This window comes from Calditrichota bacterium (assembly GCA_013151735.1).
Taxonomy (GTDB): Bacteria; Zhuqueibacterota; JdFR-76; order JdFR-76; family BMS3Abin05; genus BMS3Abin05.
In genome coordinates this window covers 27,852-46,446 of sequence record JAADHR010000056.1, presented here as the reverse complement: position 1 = coordinate 46,446, position 18,595 = coordinate 27,852, and the positions used below count along the sequence as shown (strand labels likewise).

Here is an 18,595-nt window from a genome sequence, read left to right as displayed (position 1 = left end):
GGCATGAACTGGGTGGATTGGGGCGATCGAAAAATTGGTATTATTACCAACGGAATTGCTTACCAGTATGCCCGCGAGGTTTTTCCGGATGCATCTTATTTGAAATTGGGAATGACGCATCCCCTGCCCGAAAAGCTTATCAGAGAATTTGCCGAACGGGTGGAAAAACTTTATGTGATCGAAGAATTGGATCCTTTCATTGAAGAACAGGTCCGGGCCATGGGCATAACCGTGACCGGAAAGGAGATTCTTCCCGTCCTGGGTGAACTAACGCCTGACGTTGTTTCCGAGGCGCTTTTAAAGAAGGCTCTGCTTGAGGAAGATTCCGCAAAACTGGATGTTAAACTACCCGCCCGGCCGCCGGTTTTGTGTCCCGGGTGCTCGCACCGCGGCGTATTCTGGGCACTTAAAAAGCTGCGGGCTGTTGTTACAGGAGACATCGGTTGTTACACCCTGGGGGCGCTTCCCCCTCTGGATGCCATGGATTCCTGTCTGAACATGGGGGCGTCCGTGGGAATGGCTGAAGGAATGGTAAAGGTTGCTCCGGAAAAATTCCAGAGGAAGCTTGTGGGGGTGATCGGCGATTCCACGTTTATTCATTCGGGAATTACTCCCCTTATCGACATGGTGTACAACCGAGCGATTACAACCATCATTATTCTCGACAATCGCATCACGGCCATGACGGGACATCAGGAAAATCCCGCCTCAGGAGTAACATTGAAACAGGAACCGACCACGCCTCTTGATCTGGAAAAATTGGTACAAGCCGTTGGTATTACACGTGTCAGAAGAATAGACCCGTACAAGCTGAAAGAAATGACAGCCATTATCCGGGAAGAAATGAATGCCCCGGAGCCGTCGGTCATCATTGCCGATGCCCCTTGTGTGTTGTACAAGAGGGCAGTGTTAGGGCCAACCTATTATGTGGATCAGGAAAAATGTGTGGCGTGCGACCTGTGTTACAAAATTGGCTGTCCGGCAATTATGCCGGGCCCCGATGGCAAAAAGCCCGTTATTGATCCCTTGCTTTGCATCGGATGCGACCAGTGCGCGCAGGTCTGTCAGTTGGATGCGATTCTTCCCATGGAAGAAGAGCCCGGGTAGAACCTTGGAGTGTGCCCTTTAAATGAGGATGTTCAGAAAAAGCCCTGCACAAATTTACGAATAGATTGAGGAAACGGCATGAAGACAATAAATGTAATTTTTACGGGTGTTGGCGGTCAGGGGGTCCTGCTTGCCAGTGATGTTTTGGCGGAAATTGCCCTTCGGCACGGATTTGATGTCAAGAAAAGCGAGGTACACGGCATGTCCCAGCGAGGCGGGAGTGTGATCAGTCAGGTTCGTTTCGGGAGGAAGATTTATTCGCCTCTGATTTCGTTGAATCAGGCTGACTTTATTGTGGCATTTGAAAAATTGGAAGCCGTTCGCTATTTGGATTATCTGAAACCCAACGGGTGGATCATCATAAATGATTATGAAGTGATTCCGGAATCCATTCAATACGACCATGCGGACTACCCGAAAGACGTAGTTTCCATCTGCAAGAAAAAAACCAACCATATTGTTTTGGAAGATTTTACGCATCTGGCGACAAAATTGGGAAGTGTAAAGATCTTGAATATTACCATGCTGGGAACCCTTTCAAATGATCTGGAAATCCCGGAATCTATCTGGACAGAAGTCATTCAGGACAAGGTGCCGAAGAAATTTCTGGAGTTGAATCTGAAAGCATTTCGGGCAGGCCGTGCCGTACAGCAGAACGCGGTTGTGGAAACATAAAACAAAACAGTAGAAAGGTAAGAAATGAAGAAGAATTTTTTTGGGATCGTTTGGATTGGAATGGCATGGGTCATCTTGTTGACGTCTTGTCAATCCAAAAAGAAAGAAGCGGCCCCGTCTTCCGTTATGAAAAATCCACACAGTTTTTCCATGGCGCAAGCCAATCCTCCTTCAGAAAAAAAAGAGGCTAAAATTGTACGCGAAAATCTCGATGGGTTTTTATCCTTTGGTGATTCGCTGGCGATTTATCCCGTCTGGAAGGAACACGGGGCGAAAGCGGATACGCTAAAAGCCATTATTAAGCGGTTGAAAACCCAAGGGGCCGAATTGCGTGAGCTGGCCAAAGGGAAGGATGACCATGCCTTGGTTGTGACCTTTTCTGCCTATCATAAAACAATTCGGGATTTTATGCGGGAAATTCGAAAATAAATTCAAAAAAATAGTATTTGCCGGAAGATTTTGCTTGACATTTTTATTTTTTCCATTAATTTTTGAAAGACAGGTGATTAATCACAAATAAAACGAAGAAAATGAAAGGAACAATGAATGAGAAATCGTGGATTGGTAATGGGTTTGATTTTACTCATGGCGGCTCTGGTGGTCTTCTCGTGTCAGTCAAAAAAGGAGGCCGCGAAAGAAACGGCCAAGGCTCCTCAAAAGGATTTACTGGCGGCAATTAAGGACTTTCACAAGGTTCTGCGCCCATTGCAACACGAGGCCTACCCGGCAGACAATGCCCAGGCGATTCGGGATAGCCTGGATCACCTTTTGTCTCTGGGCGATTCTCTCGAGATAGTACCCGTTCCAAAAGATTGGGAAGACATGTCGGACACGCTCAAAACATTGACCCAAAAACTGGCGGAAAGCGGGAAAAAATTGCGCGAGACAGCAAAATCGGGGGATGACAAGAAACTGCTGGACGCCTTTGAAAATTATCACGATCATTTTGAGTCCATCATTATGGCGCTTCGTGAAAAGGGGAAACTAAAAGCGGAAGACCATGAACACGAAGGCGAAAAGGAAGGCGAAAAAGAAAAATAGGCCAAACCATGATAGTAAATTTTGACGCCCTCTTGAATCACGCACTGGGTTTGGGCAAAAAAATCGTGGCCATTGCCAATGCCCAGGATCGGGCGGCATTACAGGCTCTGGCAGACGCCCGAAAATTGGGGTTGGTTGAGGGAATGCTTTTTGGTGACGAACCCCAGATTCGGGCCATTTTGAGCGAATTGGATGTGCCTGATGCCCAAAAGATTCCGATTTATCATTTTTCGACGGAAGCGGAAGCCGTGCGTAAAGCCGTGGAAGCGGTCAGCCGCCGGTCCGCCGATATTTTGCTCAAAGGGCGCGTCAAAACCAGTACCTTACTAAAGGCGGCCCTGAATCCGGAGGGCGGACTTCGAACCGGCCGTCTTTTGAGTGACGTGTTTCTGTTTGAAAACCCCGCCCGCAGCGGGAATCAGCTGGTTATGATTACCGACGGCGGGGTTACTATTTTGCCCGATCTGGAGCAGAAAATTCAAATCATCCAAAATGCGGTTGAATTAGCCCATTTTCTTGGAAATTCCCTTCCCAAAGTGGCCCTGCTCTCTGCGGTGGAAACCGTCGTTCCAAGCATACCGTCCACAATAGATGCTGCCATTCTTTCAAAAATGAATCAGCGCGGGCAAATTAAAGGCTGTATAATTGATGGCCCTCTGGCTCTGGACAATGCTGTCTCACCGGAGGCCCTGAAAATGAAGGGGATTCAGTCCCCTGTTGAGGGAATGGCCGACATCCTGGTGCCGCCGGAAATGGTTTCGGCCAACCTGCTGGCAAAAAGCACCACTTACTGGGCAAAATTTCGTTTGGGACACGTGATAATGGGGGCCAAAGCACCTATTCTGATTCCGTCCCGGGCAGACACCCCCGATGCCAAGCTGCTTTCGATGGCCATTGGAGCCATTGTAGCCAATCGCTGAAAACGCACAGAGGCAGAAGTCCTTGTGATATTTTGTCCAAATATGGACGTCTTAGTCCATTTTGGGGAGTTCTTCAAAACACAGGCACCACATTTTGATAGCCGCGAGGGCGGGAATAAGGGATTTCGCTTTTTGCGGGTCCTCTTTTCCCGGGATCAGGGGGTATTTGAATCCTTAATATCCTTTTTTTTGTGTTCCTTCCCACCGGCGTGCCTATTAATCCGGCGATAATGCGACGCACCCGTTAAATGAATCATCATTAAAATACCTTAAAATACCTTCTTCCCCAATTCAAACTTGCTAATGAAAGATAAAATTTGCTATATTTATGACGTTATCCATTGAATGGTGGGTTGAGCGATGCCTTTGCCGAAAATATCGAAATGGGCCAATGTATTTTGGCTCGTTTATAACGTGTCCAACACCGTCTTTTATGAGAATTACAGGGAACACAGTAACTATGAGGGTTTAAATTATGAAAAAAATCATTGTTTTTTCAATGGGTTTTCTGGCCTTTCTTTTTGGGGTGAATCTGCTGAAGGCCGAAACGAAATCGATCCGGCCCATTCATGCGACGGTCATCGATGTTTCCGGGGATTGGAAGATTGACGGGGACCTGTCCCGCCAGGCATTGCTCATCAGCTTGGAGGGCGTTGTGAATACCCACGGCCCTCAACTCTACCTGCTTTACGGGAAGAATTATCCCTACACAAATGTTCAGTCCCTTCTGGATTACTATCAGAAAAGACACCATGTTATCCCCGCTCCGGCAGCAACGGTTGAAGCGGTTCTCCAAAAGTTTAAGCGCTACGTAAAGGGTTATGTGGTCTGGGATAAGGCCGTTCGAACCTCGCTTATTGTATCGTTTACCGTGGCCGGGTTGGAACGCGCCATTGTTGTTTCTGAGGACCAGCTGCCGCTTATGAAAAAAATGGGATTCAAGCGCATTGAAGATTTTCGGGGCAAATTCACCGGTCAATCGGATTACACCATTTACAAATGGGCGTACGATCGCTATTGGTCCCGGTGCAGCCACCGGTACATCACCTTCATCGGGGGCGTCGGAGGCGATAGAATGCAGCCGGCTATCGCTGACTTTGGGATGTACCACCGTACCTTTTTTACGGATTTGTCCACACGGGAAACCGATGTTCAGGAATACGCGCTGGCGTCAAAACTCTTCAGTGAAATGGAACCCTTCGGGATTGTTCTGGGATGGCATGCCTACACAAAAGACCTTGAGGAGGAATATGTCACGCTGGCATCCCATTATGCGCTGCGGGTAGAGGGGTTAAACACGGCACCCAACCTGAGTTTCCACTGTCAGATTCCGGCAACACCCGGGTTTAAGTTTGTACAAAAACACCATGTTAATAAAAATCCGAAAATTGAAAAAAAGGTTTATATTACACTCATTCAAAGTGATGGACTGGGTATTGGTGCCTGGTTGAAGCCCGGAAGGGGACAGATTCCGTACGGCTGGGAAGTCATTATGAATTGGATTGATATGGCTCCTGCCATGCTCCAGTTTTATTACGAACAGGCAACTCCCAATGATTGTTTCATCGGAGCGCTTGGCGGTGCCGGCTATATGTACCCAAAGGCGATTCCTCCGGACCGGCTTCCCCAATCCATTCGATTGGCCCGCCAATTTATGGATAAACTGGATTTACACATTTTTGAAATTTTCGACGCCTCCGAACCCGGAACCCGGGATCTTCCCAAAAATGTGGTCGATGCCTATTACAAGGAAATGCCCGATGTTTTTGGCTTTTTTAATGGTTACGGCCCGGCCAATACGTTTGACGTAAGAAAGGGTAAGCCCTTTGTTTCTTACGATTATTACCTCTCGCCCAAAACGTCCAAAGAACAGGCCGTTGCCGATCTGAAGGAATTGGCCACCATTAATCCCAGGCGGCCGTATTTTTTGGCATTTCACGTGCGGGAAAGCAATGATGTCCGGCGTGTCAAGGAAATCATGGATGCTTTGGGCCCGGAATTTGAGATCGTAGCTCCCGATGAATTTCTGATCATGGCCGGAAAATCCCACACCATTACAACCCGATATGAACAAATTTTGCCGCCTGACTTTTCCGGCGTCTGGAAATTGGATAAGAAACTGAGCACGAATATTGGAATATACGCTAATTCGTCCTTCGGATTGGTGAAGAAAATCGCTCAAAAGGGATCTCATTTTTCGATTGAAACAATTTCAAATTATGGGCGGCGCATTCGCAACAGCTTTATGGACATCACAGCGGGAGGCCCTCCGGTCATGGCTCTGGATCGCATCCGAAGAATGGGTTATCTTGGAGCCGTTGACGATTCCATTAAAAGCCGCCTGGTGTGGGGCCCGAACCATAAGAGTCTCGTCTTTCACTCATCCGTGATCCTGAAAACATCTCAGGGAACGTATCCGTTGGAAATCCGTTCCGTTTACCAGCTTTCGAAGGACAAACGGCAACTAATCGTAACCGAAACCCGTTCGTCACAAAAGGGCGGCTCGCCAGCCGTTTTTGTTTTTCAGAAAACCCTGCCGGTTTTTAAGTGGTAACGGAATACAAAACTTAGTTTAGTTTTTCGAATTCAGATTCAATAAAATTAATTCGTGAAAATTCGAGAAATTAGTGGGCTGAAATTTTTAAAGCGTTATCCAATATGAAAAAACCCTCTTCTCAAAATCCGTCTGCTCTTTTATGGAAAGAAAACCTCCGGTATTTGGCCGGAATCGGTTTGGTTGCGCTGGTTCTGTTCGGGTTATTTTTTCTGTTTGTGCGAAATTACACGCACAGCAAAAGGGTCAGTCAGAAAAGCGTGATTCGGGTATTTCCGAAAAACCGGGCCGACCGGCAAAAGCTGCTTGAACTCCATTACATTTCCCGGAGTCATCTGAACGATAGTGTACTGGAATTTCGAGGAAGCTTTTCTGATGTCAGTCGGTTGAAGAAACTGGGTATTCCCTGCGCGTTTATGGCGGAAGCGGATTACAATTTACGCGTTGGGAAGAACTACCCCTCATTCGCCCAAATTGAGAAGAGGCTTTTTGATCTTACAAAAAAATACCCGCACTGGACCCAATTAGACACAATCGGGCGCACGGCCTTTTACAAAAGGCCCATTCTTATGCTGAAACTTTCGAATCACCCGGGAAAAAATCAGGACAAACCGGCCATTCTGCTCATGGCAGGGCAGCATGCCCGGGAGCCTCTTGGCACGCTTTTTCTTCTCGCTCTGGCCGATTCGCTTTTGCGGGCAGAAAGGCGTCATTCTTCGAATAATAGCTTTATCCAAAAGGAAGAAATTTTCATCATTCCACTTGTAAATGTGGACGGATATTCGTATCTTATCAAAAATCATATTAAATTTCCTTTCTGGCGGAAAAACCTACGGGACAATAATGGCGACGGCGTTTTTTCGCCGGCCGTCGATGGCGTCGATCTCAATCAAAATTATGATTTTAATTGGGCGAATTCCGGGGATGCGGATTCCCGGAGCTGGTATTACAAAGGTCCCCGGCCCTTTTCCGAACCGGAGACACAGGCCATTCGGGATGTGGCCCTGAAAAAGCATTTTGTTTTGATGATCGACTACCACGCCTACGGACAGTCGGTGATGTTTCCCTGGACGAAGGAAATTCGGCCGCCGGACTATGACGTGCTTCACGAACTGGCGCTGGGATACGCCCGAAAATGCCGAAAGTACAGGAGCCGTCGTCACTACGAGGTGCGCCCGTTAAACGGGAAAAGCGGATTCAGCGTCAATTGGTTTTATGCCCGTTTTCGCACATTGAGTTTTATGGTTGATCTGGGGACGGAATATTTCCCGCCGCAGAAAAAGGTCGATTTTGTCATTCGGCAGAACATGAAGGGGATTCGCTATATGTTGCGCAGGGTGTTTCAGACGGGAATAGAGGGGCAGATCACCGACCGGATGTCGGGAAAGCCGGTAGCGGCGATTGTCCAAATTCAAAATGATTTTTCTCCTGTTGTCGCCCCTTTACGGAGCGATTCGACGTTTGGACATTACTGGCGCATTTTGTTACCGGGAGAGTACACCCTTTCGTTTCAGGCGGAGAAGTTTAAAACAGCCGTACGAAAAATTCACCTTTCTCAGGGGGAACACAAAATCCTGAATGTTCAATTGATTCCCGTTCATTAAAATGAAGGAGACTGTGTGGCCGGCTCAAAGGAATTCGACTGCGTGGGGCTGGGGCTGTGTCCGATTGATTATTTGTGTGTGGTTCCCGCGTATCCCAAACCCAACGAAAAAACGGAAGCCGTGCGCTTTTCGCAGCAGGGCGGGGGACCGGTGGCAACGGCCATGGTTGCACTTTCGCGCCTGGGCGGAAAAGCGGCCTTTGTGGGAAGGGTGGGCGCCGACACGGAGGGAGAATTTGTTCGGGCCCAATTTCAATGGGAGGGCGTCGATTATTCCCACGTTCTTGTTGATAAAGAGGTTCGCACCCCTCAGGCATTCGTCTGGATTGACGAAAAAACCGGGGAGCGGAGCGTCGTTTTAAATCGAACGGAATGGACACCGCCCGCCTGGGAACAAATTGACCACGATGTGTTTACAAAAACACGGTATCTTCACATCGACGGCCGATTCCCGGAACTGGAAATTCCGGCCGCAGAAATGGCAAAAGCGAACGGAGCAAAAATTGTAATGGATGTGGGCAGCGTCCGGGATGAAATGGAGTCCTTTTTTCGTTTAGTAGATTATTTTGTAGCATCCGAAACGTTTTTTGACCTGCATTTTCCAAACCGGCCGCTGGAAGAGGGCTTGCAGGAAATTCTCCGCAAAGGGCCGTCTGTCGCGGTTGTAACCCTGGGTGAAAGGGGAGTTTGGGGAGCCGACCGGTTTCATCTGTACAAGATTCCCGCCTTTTCCGTTCCTGTGGTCGATACCACGGGTGCCGGGGATGTTTTCCACGGTGCGTTTATTTTTGCTCTCCTGAAAAAGTGGGATTTGAAAAGGCAGTTGATTTTTGCCAGTGCGGTTGCAGCACTGAAATGTACCCAATTGGGCGGCCGGAAGGGCATCCCATCATATTCGGAAACGATTCGATTTTTAAGAGATAATGAACAGTTAGACTTTTAGATCAAACAAAGGAGGCTCTGGAATGAGGCGCATTTTTATAGCCATTGCTGCAATGGCATTACTAACATCCGGTGTTTTCGGACAGACATCCAAAAAAACATATTACGTAAAACCGGTAAAGGAAAATCTTCGGTCAGCACCTGGTGGCAAAATTCTGGGTCAGCTTCGAGCGGGAACCCGGTTAAACGTGCTTTCGAGAAAAGGGAATTGGGCCAAAGTACAGCTCACGGGATGGATGTGGCTGCCCTCGCTGGCAACGGATATTACCGAGGTCAGCGGGTATGAAATCCATGCGGCGCATATTCTTGTGAAGGATCGGGCAACCGCTGAAAAGATTCTGGCAGAATTAAAGGCGGGTGCCAAGTTCTCCGATCTCGCCAAAAAGTATTCAATCGACCCCAGCGCAGCCAATGGCGGCGATCTCGGCTATTTCCACCGCGGTGATCTGCTTCCCGCTTTCGAAAAGGCTGTGTTGAAATTGAAACCCGGGCAGGTGTCGGGTATTGTTCACACCAAATTGGGCTACCACATCATCAAGCGGCTCAAATAAGAACAGAGACCGATGGTAGAAGAGTGCTTTGAACAGACAGACACCACAATAAATTGTGGTGATTGTACAAGAGAGTCCGAGGGTTGTTTTTTTATTGGGGGATTGTTTTTTAAAAAGGGGTACCTGGAGCGGTCTTAAATTCCATAAGAGTGCTTTGAACAATCACCACAATTTATTGTGGTGACTGATTGATTGTGGTAAAATATTTAGAATCCCAAAAAACAGGAAGAAAGAAGATGAAACGAGTCTTTATGCACACGTTTGGTTGGATGGGGGTTTTGTTTGGAATTTTGAGCTGTACACCGGTCTTGGTTCAGAAAAAATCGGCAACGCTGCCGCCGGTTGCACAAGCGGTTAATTACGATGCTCAAACCCTCGCCCGGAACACCCTTCCGGTACTCATGCCGTACAACAAAGTCATCGATCCTGCAGGGAAGTCGGTCTATTTTGGTGATCCCGGAAATGAAGATCACGCCCTGGATTGTGCCCTTTCGCCGGACGGGAAAATTTTGGCTGTCGAAACCCGTTACGGGGTTGTTTTCGTGGATACCCGAAGCCAAAAAGTGGTTTCTCAAATTGAGCTGCGCAAAATAAAATCTTTCAGACGGTATATGAACACGCTTTCGGGAATTATCTGGTCTCCGGACGGGAAGACGGTTTTTTGGAGTGCGGATAATAAGCGAAACGATTCGGCCGTCCTTCGCGCGGAATGGACTCCCGACTCCGGAGCCCGGCTTCTTCCGGATAAGGCCCTTCATTTTAAAGGGCAGAAGAAACCGCATGGGCGCTTCTTAACCGCGATTCCCAATGAGGTGGTTTTATCGGGTCATTTTCTGTTCGTCGTCTTAAACGGAAATAACCAGGTGGTTAAAATCGATTTGCAGTCGGATCAGCCGGTCTGGACAACCACGGTTGGTGTGGCGCCTTTTGGACTTACATTGGCTGCCGGAAAAATGTACGTCACCAACTGGGGAGGGCGACAGCCCAAACACGGTGAGGAAACGGCCGGAACCCCCTGGGACCCGGCGGCGGTGGATTCCGTAACGGGAGCGGTTTCCAACGGAACGGTTACGGTACTGGATCCGAATACGGGAAAAATCCTGAAAGAGATCCCGGTGGGACTGCATCCCAACGACATCGTAAAGAGTCCCGACGAATGGTTTGTTTACGTGGCCAATGCCAACAGCGACAATGTGTCTGTAATTTCGACGGAAACGGAAACCGTAACCGAGACCATTTCCGTGCGCTTGATGAAAACAGCCCAGAATTTTGTAGGCGATTCGCCCAATGGTCTGGCCGTTTCTCCCGATGGAAAGCGTCTTTACGTTGCCAACGGCATGGACAATGCTCTGGCCGTTGTGGAGCTGGGAAAAAAGGCCTCGCGCAGCGGGACGGCTCACTCAAGCCGACTGCTGGGGTTTATTCCCACCGAGACGTACCCGGGGGCCGTCGTTGTTTCCCGGAATGCATCCACACTGTACGTGGCCAATATTGAAGCAATTGGCTCCCGAATTGCTTTTCGGAAGGCAAACGGTGCGGTAGCCTCCCCATCGTCAGCGGGATTTTTTAATGCGCATCATGAAAAGGCGTCGATTTCAATCATTCCTGTTCCGAATGAAAAAACGCTTCAGAAATTTACGGCACGCGTGAAAAAAAATAATCTCACCTTTCGAATGGAATTATCGAAGCTTCTTCCCCGAAAAAATCGGAAGCCGGTACCGGTTCCGGAAAGAATCGGAGAGCCCTCTGTTTTTAAACACGTGATTTACATCATCAAAGAAAACCGCACCTACGATCAGGTGTTGGGTGATATGAAAGAGGGAGATGGTGAAGCCAAGCTTTGTTCGTTTGGAGAGAAGGTTACTCCGAATCACCACAAGCTTGCCCGAGAGTTTTCGCTACTCGATAATTATTACGCCTCCGGAAAATGCTCGTCTGAGGGTCACCAGTGGACGGATTCGGGAATTGTGACCGATTATATCGAAAAAAAGGTACGCGCCTGGTTCCGCAGTTACGACCACATTCAGTACGATGCGATGGTGTACCCGGAATACGGCTTCATCTGGAATGATGCGCTGGCCAATGGGAAACGTGTCCGAATTTTCGGAGAAGCCTGTTTTGTTCAGTGGGATCACAACCGGTGGAAAACCTGGAATGATATTTACACTGATTTTGTTTCGGGGAAAAAGGCGTTCCAATTTGTGAATAAAAGTACCATTGCTCCCGTAAACAAGATTCTGTCCCAGAAATTCCCGGCATACGACCATAAAATTCCGGATATTTTGCGGGCGGCGGCCTTTATTGAAGAATTAAAAGCCTATGAAAAAATGCCCGGCGATCAGCTGCCCCAGTTGATGGTTATGGCTCTTCCTTCGGATCACACAGCCGGAACACGCCCGGGTTACCCCACACCGCGGGCCATGGTTGCGGATAACGATCTGGCTCTGGGGCAGATTGTGGAAGCCGTTTCAAAAAGCCGGTTCTGGAAAAATACCGTTATTTTGGTGACGGAAGACGACTCGCAGGCCGGTTGGGATCACGTCTCGGCGTATCGAACGGTGGGATTTGTGATCAGCCCATACTCCCGGTTGAAGAAAACCGTTCACACCAACTACAACCAAACCTCCATGCTTCGGACGATCGAGCAGATTCTTGGCATTCCGCCCATGAATCAAATTGACGCCAGCGCCAGCCCAATGCGGGATTGTTTTAGCCGTAAACCGGATTTTTCTCCGTACACGGCTGTTTCCAACCAAATTGCCCTGAATGAGATGAATCCTCCGTTGAAGGCCCTTAACGGAGAGGCTCTGAAATATGCCAAACTTTCTCTGCTGCCGGAATTTGACAAAATCGATTCCGGCCGGGATGACATTCTGAATCGGATTATTTGGTTTGCCACAATGGGAAATCGGCCCTATCCTGCCAAGTACGCCGGTCGGGATGATGATGATTAATTTTGATATCAGAGACCCTGCCTGACATGGCGGCGAATTGAAATCATGCTCCCGGTTGAATGGATACTCCGGGAGCATGTCTTTCTGTGGTGTTCTGTACCTCTCGGCGGTACTCTGTGTAACTCCGAAAATAATAACACAGAGAACCCCGGAGAAAAAAAGAGAGAATCATTCAAGTAACCAATCTTGATATCCTATTGAAAAATTTTGCGCTAAGCCGGGATATTTTTATTTTTCCCTTGAGAAAGTGAAAAAAAATTGTTAATATAAATAAGTATTATTCGGAGAATTGTTCATGACAAAAAAATTCTTTCATAAAATGAAGACCCCAGTTTTCATGGAAGGGAGGTGAAACGGATGTCTGTCCTTATCCTTCACCCAAGGTAACCTTCACGTTGTCCGCTCTTTTTTCGCATCAAACCATTCGCGTTTCCAGTAAAATGTCAAGAAAAATCAAGTACTCCAACAAAAGCACAAGATTTCGAATTTAAAGATTTTATTTGAGAAGAGCAGGATGTGTACGGTAAGATAATCACTGGAATCATAAATTAATTTGGAGAATAATCATGGGTTATCATATAAAAAAAGTTGCCGTGTTGGGATCGGGAGTGATGGGATCACAAATTGCAGCCCATCTCGCGAATGCGGGAATCCCATCCTATCTATTGGATATTGTCCCCAACACACTAACGGACGAGGAAAAGGCAAAAGGGTTGACGTTAGAAAGTCCTCAGGTTCGAAACAGATTGGCGGCTCAGGGTTTAAAGAATGCACTTAAAGCAAAACCGGCCGCTTTTTTTGTGCCCGAACGTGCCGAGCTGATCACGGTTGGAAACTTCGACGACAATATGGATTGGCTGAAGGATGTGGATTGGATTATCGAGGTAGTTGTTGAGCGTCTGGACATAAAGCAGCAGCTTATGAAACGCGTGGCGGAACATCGCAAACCCGGAACCATTGTCACGTCCAACACATCGGGTATTTCCATTGCACAAATTGCCGAGGGCCAGTCTGAAGAATTCAAGCAGCACTTTTTGGGCACCCACTTCTTTAATCCCCCGCGTTATATGCACCTGCTGGAAATTATTCCCACAAAAGAGACCGATCCGGAGCTGGTGAAATTTATGGCCGAATTCGGTGAAAAGGAATTGGGCAAGGGAATCGTTTACTGTAACGATACGCCGAACTTTATCGCCAACCGCGTGGGCGTTTTTGGAGTGATCTACACGATTCAGCAAATGCTAAAAGACGGCCTGACCATTGAGGAAGTTGATGCCATCACGGGGCCGGCCACCGGCAAGCCGAAAAGCGCCACGTTCCGAACAGGTGACCTGGTGGGAATCGACACATTAGTACACGTTGCGGAAAACTTATACGAAGCGGCCAAGGACGATGAAATGCGGGAAATCTTCAAGGTGCCCGACTTCATTAAAAAGATGGTTGAAAATAAATGGCTGGGTGACAAAACCGGCCAGGGCTTTTACAAGAAAGAGAAGAGCCCGGATGGCAAGCGTGTGATATTGGCTTTGCGCCCGGATACCATGGAATATGTTCCCCGCGAAAAGGCCAAATTTGCATCCCTGGAAATGGCCAAGCAAATTGAAGATGTGGGTGAGCGCATCAAGGCCGTGGCGAATGCCAAAGATAAAGCCGGTAAGTTTTTCTGGGAAACGACCAGTGCCATTCTAATTTATTCAGCCAATCGCATCCCCGAAATTACGGATTCGATTGTAAACGTGGACAATGCCATGAAATGGGGTTTTAACTGGGAGCTGGGTCCCTTTGAAACCTGGGATGCCCTGGGCGTTGAAGAATCGGTTAAGCGAATGGAAGCAGAAGGCAAACCGGTTCCTGAGAAGGTGAAAAAGATGCTGGCCGCCGGCAAAAAGTCATTTTACAAAAAGGAAAAAGGAAATCTGTATTATTATGATTTTGCCTCGGAAGATTACAAGCCGGTTTCATTCGATAAGGATGTAATTATTCTTTCCCTTGAAAAGGAAAAGGAAGGGAAGATCATCAAATCGAGTGCGGATGCCACCCTGTACGACATCGGTGACGGCGTCGCCTTGGTGGAATTTCACACAAAGATGAATGCCATTGGCGAAGGTATTCTGTCGATGGTCAGCTATGCCGTAAAAGAGGTTGAAAAGAATTACGAAGGATTGGTAATTGGCAACCAGGGAAAGCATTTTTCCGCCGGTGCCAATTTAATGCTCATCCTCATGCTTGCGCAGGAAGAGGAATGGGACGAGCTGGATCGGGCTGTCCGCATGTTTCAGAATGTAAACATGCAGGTGAAATACTCCGAAAAACCGGTTGTTGTGGCCCCCTTCGGGATGACGCTGGGCGGTGGATGCGAAATGACGCTTCATGCCCCGCGCGTTCAGGCGGCAGCGGAAACCTACATCGGCTTGGTTGAAGTGGGAGTCGGCGTGATTCCGGCAGGCGGCGGCACCAAGGAAATGACCCTCCGTACCCTGAAGAGATTTAGCGGCATTAACGATGTGGATGCCCTCCCGTTTATTCAAAATCTCTTTCAGATCATCGGAACGGCCAAAGTGGCAACCAGTGCTCTCGAAGCCAAAAAGCTGGGTTTCCTGCGCGACTATGACCATATTTCAATGAATCAGGACCGGCAGATTGGCGATGCGAAGAAGACCGTTCTGGCGATGGTGAAAGAAGGCTATAAAAAACCCCTTCCGGAAAAAATGGTTGCATTGGGTGAGAATGTCCTGGCGCCTATTTATCTGGCTCTTGATCAGATGCGCGAATCCGGTTACATTTCCGAATACGATCAGCACATTGGCCGAAAACTGGCCTACATCATGACCGGCGGAAATATAACGGCTCCTCAGGAAGTTTCGGAGCAATATTTTCTCGATCTGGAGCGTGAGGCGTTTGTGAGCCTGTGCGGAGAAAAGAAAACGCAGGATCGAATTGCGCACATGTTAAAATACGGCAAGCCTCTGAGGAACTAACCCGGCTTTGGGGTGATTCCAATAAGGCATTTTCACGATGAGGCTTAAAAAATTCTTTAGAAAAGGAGATTTAAAATGATAGATGCTGTCATTGTAACAGGTGTTCGAACAGCGGTAGGAAAGGCCAAAAAGGGGACGCTGAAGAACTTTCGCCCCGATGAAATGGCTGCTGCTGTAATCAAAGAAGCCGTGGCGCGCACTCCCGGTTTAAAGCCGGAAGAAATTGATGATGTCCTGATGGGCTGTGCATTTCCTGAAGCCGAACAGGGTATGAATGTGGCCCGGGTTGCTCTGTTTCGGGCAGGATTACCCGTAAGTGTTCCGGGCGCAACCGTAAACCGCTTCTGCTCGTCCGGTTTGCAGACCATTGCCATGGCTGCCGAAAAAATAATGGCCGGTTTTGCCGATGTGGTTCTGGCCGGCGGGACGGAAAGCATGAGCATGGTTCCCATGATTGGCAATAAGTTCCGGCCCAATCCGTATCTGAGCGACAACTGGCCCGGATCGTTTCTGGCCATGGGATTAACGGCTGAGCGTGTGGTGGAACAGTACCACATTTCAAGGGAAGAAATGGATGAGTTCTCCTACGAAAGCAACATGAAGGCCGTTCAGGCCATTAAGGAAGGGAAATTCAAAGATGAAATTGTTCCCTTGAAATTCAAGGAACGCCAGGTGGGACCCAATGGAAAAATCGTGGAAAAAGAGATCGTTTTCGATATGGACGAAGGCCCCCGCGCGGACACGTCTGTAGAGAAATTAGCCAAATTACGCCCGGCATTTAAGGTGAACGGAACGGTAACCGCCGGAAACTCGTCGCAGATGAGCGATGGGGCTGCCGCCGTGGTGGTGATGTCCAAAAAGAAGGCTGACGAACTGGGACTTAAACCCCTGGCCCGATTCGTGGGTTTTGCCGTGGGCGGCGTGGATCCGGAAATTATGGGAATGGGGCCGACAGCCGCCATTCCAAAGGTATTGAAGCGCACCGGAATCTCATTAGACGAGATTGACCTGATCGAGCTGAACGAGGCGTTTGCATCTCAATCGCTGGCTGTCATCAAACAATTGGGGTTGGATAAGAGCAAGATCAACGTCAACGGCGGGGCTATTGCCCTGGGTCACCCGTTGGGATGCACCGGCGCCAAACTAACCGTCCAGATTCTGAATGAAATGAAACGACGGGAATCCCGGTACGGCATGGTGACCATGTGTATTGGCGGCGGCATGGGCGCAGCCGGCATTTTTGAAAGGCTGTAAACCGGTTCAAAAAAGCTTTATTGCCACAGAGCTTCCGGGGAGCGGTAAGAAGCAACCCAAAGCTCTGTGGCTGAACCTTATTTATTTTAACATAGATCAATTCCCCAAAAAAGAAGAGGTGAAAAATGCAAGAAGCAAAATTGGCGGAAAAGTATATTTTAGGTGGCAGTTTTCTGTACGAAGATATCCCCGTTGAGGAGATGTTTACGCCGGAAGACTTTACCGATGAACACAAAATGATTGCAGAGACAACAAGGGATTTTGTAGATAACGAAGTCATGCCCAAGGCGGATGAAATTGAAAAAAAGATCAAAGAACTGAGTCTGGGCCTGATGAAAAAAGCCGGCGAAATCGGCCTGCTGGGCGTGGATATACCGGAGGAATACGGGGGTCTGGGACTGGACAAAACGTCCTCCATGCTGGTGGCCGAAAATGTGGGTAAATCCGGTTCCTGGGCGGTTACATTTGGCGCCCATACAGGCATCGGAACCCTGCCCATCGTTTATTTTGGAACACCGGAACAAAAAAAGAAATATCTGCCCAAATTTGTAACGGCCGAGTGGATTTCTTCCTACTCTTTGACCGAACCGGGATCGGGATCGGATGCCCTTTCGGCGAAAACGACGGCCAAACTGAGCGATGACGGGAAATATTACATTCTCAACGGCACAAAAATGTGGCTCACCAATGGGGGATGGGCCGATGTTTACATCACATTCGCAAAAGTGGATGGTGACAAATTTACGGCTTTTATTATTGATAAGGAAACCGGTGGAGCAACCTTCAGCAAAGAAGAAGAGAAAATGGGAATCCATGGGTCATCCACAGGCGAACTTATCCTGGACAATGCCAAGGTTCCCGTGGAAAATGTGCTGGGCGAAATTGGAAAAGGCCACAAAGTGGCGTTTAATATTCTGAACATCGGTCGGTTTAAACTGGGTGCCGAAGTTCTGGGAGCCATGAAATTAGTGACCACGGAAGCCGTTCAATATGCCAAACAACGCCACCAATTCGGACAACCCATTTCCAATTTCGGGCTTATTAAGCACAAATTGGGTGAAATGGCTATTCGTACCTGGGTAACGGAATCGATGGTCTACCGGACATCCGGGTTAATTGATTCCATTCTGGAAAGCGTTGAACTCGGCGCCCCCAATTACGAAGATGTCACATTACAGGGCATTGAAGAATACGCCGTGGAATGTTCCATTAACAAGGTGTATGCCAGCGAGGCTCTGGATTACGTGGTGGATGAAGGCGTTCAAATATACGGCGGATACGGATATTCCGAAGAATACCCCATGGCGCGTGCCTATCGTGACGCCCGGATCAACCGCATTTTTGAGGGCACTAATGAAATTAACCGCCTGCTCATTCCGGGAATGCTGATTCGGCGCGCAACCCGGGGACAATTGCCCCTCCTGCAAAAAGCACAGGCATTGATGGACGAGATTCTGGGTTTCTCGATGCCCGAAGAGCCGGGCGAGGAATTCCTGGCTGAAGAGACGCGAATTCTCAGAAATGCCAAGAAAATTGCTCTTCTTTTGCTGGGTGGCGCGGTTCAGAAATACATGGACAAGGTTAAAGATGAGCAGGAAGTTCTGGGACATATTGCCGATATTTCCATGGAAGTGTACGCCATGGAAAGCGCCATCAATCGGGTCAAGAAATTGGCAAAAACAAAAGGCGAAGACAACATTTCAATCTACACCAACCTTGCGCGCGCTTATGTGAACGATTCTCTGAATCGCATCAATTTCTCGGCGCAGCAGGCCATGCCGCTCATTGCCGAAGGAGATACCCTTCGCACGTATCTGACCATCTTGCGGCGGTACACCAAGTACACGCCGATCAATACAGCGGCTATTCGCCGCATGATTTGCGATTATATGGTCGACGCGGAAAAATACAATTTGTAGGATGACAGGAGAAGAAACAAACCTCCCGGTCTTATGTTCCGGGAGGTTTTTTTATGCAAACACGGTCTTCGGTAAATTTGGGAAAGATTGCATTTCT

General features: G+C 48.4%; 12 protein-coding genes and 1 pseudogene (1 of these 13 running past the window's edge). All 13 read left to right on the top strand.

The genetic code is table 11. From position 1 onward, the window contains the following. Nucleotides 1-1,107, top strand: a pseudogene (iorA, locus tag GXO76_03905) (indolepyruvate ferredoxin oxidoreductase subunit alpha) (it extends 657 nt beyond the left edge of the window). Nucleotides 1,108-1,185: 78 nt separating this feature from the next. After that, the gene (locus tag GXO76_03900) at nucleotides 1,186-1,782 is read left to right on the top strand and encodes an indolepyruvate oxidoreductase subunit beta (protein NOY76996.1); all 597 of its coding nucleotides are present in this window, start codon (nucleotides 1,186-1,188) and stop codon (nucleotides 1,780-1,782) included. 24 nt (nucleotides 1,783-1,806) lie between these two features. After that, nucleotides 1,807-2,211, top strand: coding sequence for a hypothetical protein (locus GXO76_03895; protein NOY76995.1), 405 nt, complete (start codon nucleotides 1,807-1,809; stop codon nucleotides 2,209-2,211). Nucleotides 2,212-2,328: 117 nt separating this feature from the next. Beyond that, nucleotides 2,329-2,823, top strand: coding sequence for a hypothetical protein (locus GXO76_03890; GenBank protein ID NOY76994.1), 495 nt, complete (start codon nucleotides 2,329-2,331; stop codon nucleotides 2,821-2,823). Nucleotides 2,824-2,831: 8 nt separating this feature from the next. After that, nucleotides 2,832-3,743 (top strand): bifunctional enoyl-CoA hydratase/phosphate acetyltransferase, encoded by a 912-nt coding sequence (locus GXO76_03885; protein ID NOY76993.1) that lies wholly within the window; start codon nucleotides 2,832-2,834, stop codon nucleotides 3,741-3,743. A gap of 475 nt (nucleotides 3,744-4,218) precedes the next feature. Beyond that, nucleotides 4,219-6,297: a hypothetical protein gene (locus GXO76_03880; GenBank protein ID NOY76992.1), complete on the top strand. Its 2,079-nt coding sequence runs from the start codon at nucleotides 4,219-4,221 to the stop codon at nucleotides 6,295-6,297. A gap of 104 nt (nucleotides 6,298-6,401) precedes the next feature. Continuing rightward, a complete protein-coding gene (locus GXO76_03875) occupies nucleotides 6,402-7,901 on the top strand; it encodes a hypothetical protein (GenBank protein NOY76991.1) in 1,500 nt (499 codons plus the stop codon). Between the two features lie 15 nt (nucleotides 7,902-7,916). After that, entirely contained in the window at nucleotides 7,917-8,843 is a 927-nt protein-coding gene (locus GXO76_03870; GenBank protein ID NOY76990.1) for a hypothetical protein, read from the top strand. A 22-nt stretch (nucleotides 8,844-8,865) separates the two neighbouring features. Further along, nucleotides 8,866-9,393 carry an SH3 domain-containing protein gene (locus GXO76_03865; protein ID NOY76989.1) on the top strand — a complete coding sequence of 176 codons (528 nt, stop codon included), beginning with the start codon at nucleotides 8,866-8,868 and terminating at the stop codon, nucleotides 9,391-9,393. 269 nt (nucleotides 9,394-9,662) lie between these two features. After that, a complete protein-coding gene (locus GXO76_03860) occupies nucleotides 9,663-12,347 on the top strand; it encodes a beta-propeller fold lactonase family protein (protein NOY76988.1) in 2,685 nt (894 codons plus the stop codon). Between the two features lie 566 nt (nucleotides 12,348-12,913). Further along, nucleotides 12,914-15,325, top strand: coding sequence for a 3-hydroxyacyl-CoA dehydrogenase (locus GXO76_03855; GenBank protein ID NOY76987.1), 2,412 nt, complete (start codon nucleotides 12,914-12,916; stop codon nucleotides 15,323-15,325). 75 nt (nucleotides 15,326-15,400) lie between these two features. Further along, a complete protein-coding gene (locus tag GXO76_03850) occupies nucleotides 15,401-16,579 on the top strand; it encodes a thiolase family protein (protein ID NOY76986.1) in 1,179 nt (392 codons plus the stop codon). Nucleotides 16,580-16,704: 125 nt separating this feature from the next. Next, nucleotides 16,705-18,498: an acyl-CoA dehydrogenase gene (locus GXO76_03845; protein NOY76985.1), complete on the top strand. Its 1,794-nt coding sequence runs from the start codon at nucleotides 16,705-16,707 to the stop codon at nucleotides 18,496-18,498. Nucleotides 18,499-18,595: the final 97 nt, after the last annotated feature.

What these genes read in the sequence shown, in the direction of transcription:
- GXO76_03850 (NOY76986.1), top strand. Translation starts at nt 15,401, where the DNA reads ATGATAGATGCTGTCATTGTAACAGGTGTTCGAACAGCGGTAGGAAAG.
- GXO76_03845 (NOY76985.1), top strand. Translation starts at nt 16,705, where the DNA reads ATGCAAGAAGCAAAATTGGCGGAAAAGTATATTTTAGGTGGCAGTTTT.
- GXO76_03900 (NOY76996.1), top strand. Translation starts at nt 1,186, where the DNA reads ATGAAGACAATAAATGTAATTTTTACGGGTGTTGGCGGTCAGGGGGTC.
- GXO76_03860 (NOY76988.1), top strand. Translation starts at nt 9,663, where the DNA reads ATGGGGGTTTTGTTTGGAATTTTGAGCTGTACACCGGTCTTGGTTCAG.
- GXO76_03855 (NOY76987.1), top strand. Translation starts at nt 12,914, where the DNA reads ATGGGTTATCATATAAAAAAAGTTGCCGTGTTGGGATCGGGAGTGATG.
- GXO76_03865 (NOY76989.1), top strand. Translation starts at nt 8,866, where the DNA reads ATGAGGCGCATTTTTATAGCCATTGCTGCAATGGCATTACTAACATCC.
- GXO76_03885 (NOY76993.1), top strand. Translation starts at nt 2,832, where the DNA reads ATGATAGTAAATTTTGACGCCCTCTTGAATCACGCACTGGGTTTGGGC.
- GXO76_03880 (NOY76992.1), top strand. Translation starts at nt 4,219, where the DNA reads ATGAAAAAAATCATTGTTTTTTCAATGGGTTTTCTGGCCTTTCTTTTT.
- GXO76_03875 (NOY76991.1), top strand. Translation starts at nt 6,402, where the DNA reads ATGAAAAAACCCTCTTCTCAAAATCCGTCTGCTCTTTTATGGAAAGAA.
- GXO76_03895 (NOY76995.1), top strand. Translation starts at nt 1,807, where the DNA reads ATGAAGAAGAATTTTTTTGGGATCGTTTGGATTGGAATGGCATGGGTC.
- GXO76_03890 (NOY76994.1), top strand. Translation starts at nt 2,329, where the DNA reads ATGAGAAATCGTGGATTGGTAATGGGTTTGATTTTACTCATGGCGGCT.